This window comes from Peribacillus acanthi, from assembly GCF_003073175.1.
In the GTDB taxonomy this organism is placed as follows: domain Bacteria; phylum Bacillota; class Bacilli; order Bacillales; family DSM-1321; genus Bacillus_BN; species Bacillus_BN acanthi.
In genome coordinates this window covers 32,367-37,549 of the sequence record NZ_QBBX01000023.1, presented here as the reverse complement: position 1 = coordinate 37,549, position 5,183 = coordinate 32,367, and the positions used below count along the sequence as shown (strand labels likewise).

The 5,183-nt window shown below is 37.1% G+C and carries 4 protein-coding genes and 1 riboswitch; all 4 genes read right to left on the bottom strand.

Annotated features, from left to right (window positions below; genetic code table 11):
- Window positions 1-780 (bottom strand): glutamine-hydrolyzing GMP synthase (gene guaA, locus DBX25_RS21515; protein WP_276309642.1); only part of this gene is annotated, 780 nt, incomplete at its 3' end.
- A gap of 355 nt (window positions 781-1,135) precedes the next feature.
- Window positions 1,136-1,237: riboswitch (purine riboswitch) on the bottom strand.
- A gap of 39 nt (window positions 1,238-1,276) precedes the next feature.
- On the bottom strand, window positions 1,277-3,520 hold the full coding sequence (locus tag DBX25_RS18120; protein ID WP_157951010.1) for a DUF4129 domain-containing transglutaminase family protein: 2,244 nt from the start codon (window positions 3,518-3,520) through the stop codon (window positions 1,277-1,279).
- Window positions 3,517-4,725, bottom strand: a complete 1,209-nt coding sequence (locus tag DBX25_RS18115; protein WP_108672188.1) for a DUF58 domain-containing protein — start codon at window positions 4,723-4,725, stop codon at window positions 3,517-3,519. The genes DBX25_RS18120 and DBX25_RS18115 overlap by 4 nt, the downstream gene beginning before the upstream one ends.
- A 2-nt stretch (window positions 4,726-4,727) precedes the next feature.
- On the bottom strand, window positions 4,728-5,183 hold a 456-nt coding region (locus DBX25_RS21510; RefSeq protein ID WP_240620400.1), incomplete at its 5' end, for an AAA family ATPase.

Below are 5,183 nucleotides of genomic sequence, written 5' to 3'. Positions count from 1 at the left end.
CAGTAAACCATGATCAACGAAAATACATGTTAATTGATCACCGATAGCTTTATGAATTAGAACCGCTACTACAGAAGAGTCTACTCCTCCACTAAGAGCACAAAGGACCTTTTTGTTACCAACCGTTTGTCTGATTTTCTCCATCTCAATTTCGATGAAGTTTTCCATCGACCAGTCGCCCTTGCAGCGGCAAATTTCAAATACAAAGTTCTTTAATAATTCGTTTCCAAATTCTGAGTGGCGTACTTCAGGATGGAATTGAACTGCATATAGGTTTCTAGTAGAATCGCTCATTGCTGCAATTGGACAAGATGCATTCGTTGCATCAACAGTAAAGCCTTGAGGAGTTTCCACCACTAAATCACCATGACTCATCCAAACGGTTTGTTCTACCGGAAGTCCTTGGAATAATTTTGCACCTTCTTCAACTAGTAGAGTTGCTTTTCCATACTCACGATGCTTAGCTTTTTCAACTTTTCCACCGAAGTGCACGGTCATCAATTGCATCCCATAACAAATACCCATGACTGGAATTCCCATTTCAAAAATACCTTCATCACAACGGAATGATTGTTCGTCATAGACACTGTTAGGGCCACCTGAAAGGATGATACCTGTCGGATTTATAGCCTTTAGCTCTTCCACTGTAATTGTATGCGGGTGAAGCTCACTATACACACCAAATTCACGAATTCTTCTCGTAATCAACTGATTGTATTGACTTCCAAAGTCTAATACAACGATCATTTCCTGATTATGCAGTTCAGTTTTTCCTGGCACAACTAGTCACCTCATCTGTAGTATCAAGTCTAATTTATTTTAGGAGAAGCCGTCACTTTATTAGTTTTAGCAAAACTTCACAAGTGTATCACTTAATATTGAAATTACTTCCAATAGCTTTATATTAGAAAACTTGGCTAGTGCCAAGCCTAAGCGCAGGCAATTGCCTAGTTGCACTCATACTTTATTCCTAATATTGGTCACTACGTCGAGTTACTTCAATGCTACCAATTTATATTTTCTTAAAGTATAAAGAAAAAACTAGAATCTGCTTAGCAGAGTTCTAGTTGTATCTTCATTCGATAGCTTGACACATTGCTTGATAAAGTATGTACAGAACCAAAAAGTATATACAAAACGGCAATGCATCCCCCATAGTCAGATCATTTACGGCGATCCGGTAGAAACTTTCGACCCATATTGTCGAGGATATACGAAGGAAAACACGATAATCTATTAAGTTCCGTTTTATTGTATCAATACCCTAAAATGCTGGTCAAGCTATTGTCTTTTTAATTAAATTTTCCCACAATTTGCGCGATTGTTCCCATTCTTCTTTCGAATGCTTTCCACCGTATACTACTTTTTCGTAGTGCTTCGTAAGTTTTTTCATATCATTATTCATGAAATAGGAATCGATGTAATTCGCATATTCCCACAATGTTTGATGAGATTGTCTCTTTAAACCATATCTTTGTAGCTCTTTTAATAGCACCGGATAAGCTCTTAAGAAGGCTTCTTCAGACCTATTCGTTTTAAAATACAATAACCACCATCTAGGTATCCATTTCCCACGATTTTTATAAATCGCATAAAAAATACCACTAATAATAAGGATATAAAAAACAATTTTAAAGAAGTTCTCTTTTAAGCCAGTTAAACCTTTCTCTAGTAATTCCTGAAGAGAAAATTTCGTTGTATCTTTTTTAGCTTCCTCTTTATTTTCTAACTGTGGTTGGTTAGGCTGTGGAGCTTCTTCCTTTTTATCCTCCATATTTTCATTTTCGTCATAATTAATGGTTGATTCAAATCTCGTTCTATTTGAGAACCCTTTAGTCGGCTCAAAAGGAACCCAACCAATAGTTGGAAAGTAGACCTCAACCCAAGAATGAGCGTTGTTATTCGAGATTTCATAGGTTGAACGACCACTTTTCGTTTCTAATAATTGCCCATCAGAGTACCCTTTGACCCATTTGGCAGGAATACCAATAGAACGTAACATAACTACCATCGATGTGGAGAAATTATCACAATATCCACGCATCGTTTCGAAAAGGAATTGGTCAACATAATCCTGATTCTCTTCAGGGTAAGGGATATTCACTCGATCATAAATAAAATCTGGGCTATCAAAATGATTTTCAATCGCCTTTGCTTTGTCATACCAATTATCCTCTTCTGCTGTTAATGATTCTGCTAACTCCCTTACTCTTGAAGGAAGATTGTCTGGTAGATTGGTATAGCGTTCTGGCATTATTCTATAGCGAACATCTAAAAGGGTTTGATTATCGATATTTGAAACATAGTCATCTGTTATTTTCCTAAGCTCATCTAAGTTAAAGACTGGCAGCTGATAATCTATAGAATACTGAGAAATTAGAGGCAGCCCACCATTCCCTCCATAGGTTACTTTTTCGTCTCTGCCTCGGAATACATATTGATAGTCAATCTGGTCAGCTGTTATTTTAGTTATTGCTGAGGGTTCAGGATAAGGAACATGTGAATATCCTACATTGATCGTTACCTGATCAGTATGTTTGAACGCTTTGAATCCAAGAGGATATTTAAAATAGTCCACCTCTTCACCGTTCGCAAAAGCATAGTCTCCATCACGACTATCTATATAAGGCTCCCACCCTTTTCCTGTATATACATCTTTACTCTCGACCTTCCAATAATGCTTAGTATCAGCAGTAGCAGTAAATATTACAGTATCGTCTTCCTCAAAATCTCCTCCTAGCTTAGAATCGTCTTCACCGTAGCCCACCTTCTTCGTCCCTTCTTCATCCTTAAATTTCTCTGAATACGAAATGATGAAAGGGACCGGGTCTGGCCACTGCGGTTCAAGCTTCGGCATCGCAAATCCTGTTGCCGCTCCCGTTAGGATGAATATTATTAAAGGAACCGACCACTTTTTTAAAAAGGCAGACTCCATAGATAGTCGTTCTTCTAAAGCTAATCGATACAAAGCCAACAACCCTAAAGTTAAAAATCCAATAACTAAAATTCTAACAATAGCGGCATTTCCATCATAAGGAGAGAATGTATCAAGAATTGTAATAAAAACAATGGTTGTGAAGAAAAACAATAACAATTTCCTTCTGATAACTACCCAATAATGCACTAGATACGTCATTAGTGCTAGCAACAAGAAGAACAAAAGAGTCTGGAATGAATAAGAAATATTTGCCCAATCCTGACTGATGATTAAGGAAATATTATGGATAATTTCCGTTGACCATTTTATGAACCACTCAGGATTGATAAGAGATATTTCATCAAAATATAACTTATGTACACTCCATAATATATAGGTAATTAATATGAAGAATCGAAAAATAAATCTCCATTGTAAATATTGCAAAAGGAACGCAAGCCCAATAAAGATAATAAAAACGGAGAGATTACTTGTTTCCGTCAGTATTTCTAGAGGCTTCATCCATTCCCATAATAAAAATAAACCTGCTATATAAAATAGTAAGTTACCTAACTTTTCTAATTTGTTTAGGTGAAGGTTCATCCTCTTCCCACCTCCGCCAGTGCTTGTTCCCATTCTCCTTCAGAAAAATGTTTGAGTGTGATTCCTCTAACTCGAGCCATCTCTTCCAGTTTTACTTCAGACTCTTTCTGGGAACGTTCTTTCTTAATCACAAAAATAGAGGCAGGTCTGTTTCGTTTAAAGTTTGATAACACCCTTAATGTTTCATCCGAAAAATACGAAGTGATCATTAGAAAAGAAAGATTGGACGGCAAGTATTGATTGCTGCCTTGAAGAACCGTCTCTAAAGTTGCATGGGTGTGGTCTTCTACTTTTGCAAGCTGGTACAAGATTTTTTGTTTCTGAGAGTCTCCACCTCGTATCAACAGCATCTCATTCAGATCATTCGTTCCGGTAAAACCAACCTGGACTCCCCTTTTAATAATAGAATGCGCAAGAGAAGCTGTTAAGGAAACCATCTCTTCAAATGTTTCTGAAGGGAACTGATCCAAAATTAGGAATACATCCTGACTTTTTCTTTCTTCGAATTCTTTTGTCATGATTTCGTTCTTTTTGGCTGTAGCCTTCCAATCAATCCATCCTAGACGGTCTCCCTGCTGATATTCACGGATACCTGAAACAATAGAGGTATCTCTTCGCATTTTGACCACCGATGCAGTTTGTCCTTGCTCATAGAAGGCAACCATTTGTTGAAAACGAAGGTCTTTGTATTTAGGTAAAACCAATAATTTCCCTTCCACCTTCATTACATAAGATTTTTGGAATAATCCTAGCATATCTCCCGTTTTAATGACTATCTCCTTAAAGATATGTTCCCCTCTAACAAGATTGGTAATTTGGTAGTCTAGTGTGACAAATTTTTTAAAGCCTGGAAACACTAGTTTCTTTGTTGAAACTGTTGAGTATTTGGCTAGCTTTTCTGGTAAAATATCCTCTACCACTAAATAATGAAGTGGAAAACTAAAACGACGGGATATTTCCAGTTTAATCCTTACGTCATCACCAGCTTGGTAAGAAGACGCTGTTATGAGTCTTTTAGCTGTAAAGTCCCTAAGTGAATAAAAGAATAGGAGCATAGCATAAATTCCAAACGGAAGAAAGCAATAAAACAAAAACCAACTAACAAATCCCCCTTGGAACATGGCATATACGAAGCTTATGCCAATCATCATTAACAAAGAGATCATCTTCGTATAAGGTTGTATTGCTTGTAAAAATTTCTTCATCCCTATTTCACTAGCCTTTGAACCGGAACCGGTATTTTTGTAAGGATGTTTTGCACTAACTCCTCTGTACTAATTCCATCGTACTTTGCCTCAGACTTTAAAATAATCCGATGTGAAAACACAAATGGCGCTAAGTATTGAACATCGTCTGGAAGAACATATTCTCTTGCGTTAATGAAAGCATAAGCTTGTGCGGCCTTCATCAACGCAATGGAACCACGGGGACTAGCTCCTAAATATACATTCGGATGATTCCTTGTTTTATTAGCAAGGTCTACTATATATCGTTTAATTGTATCGTCAACATATACCTGCTTCACTTCTTGCTGTAGCGCACGAACCTCTTCTAAGCTGATAACAGCTTCTAATTCTTCTATTGGATGCATAAGTTGTGCACGAGTCAATACTTCCATTTCCTCGGATGGATCAGGATAGCCCATTTTCATTTTTAATAGGAA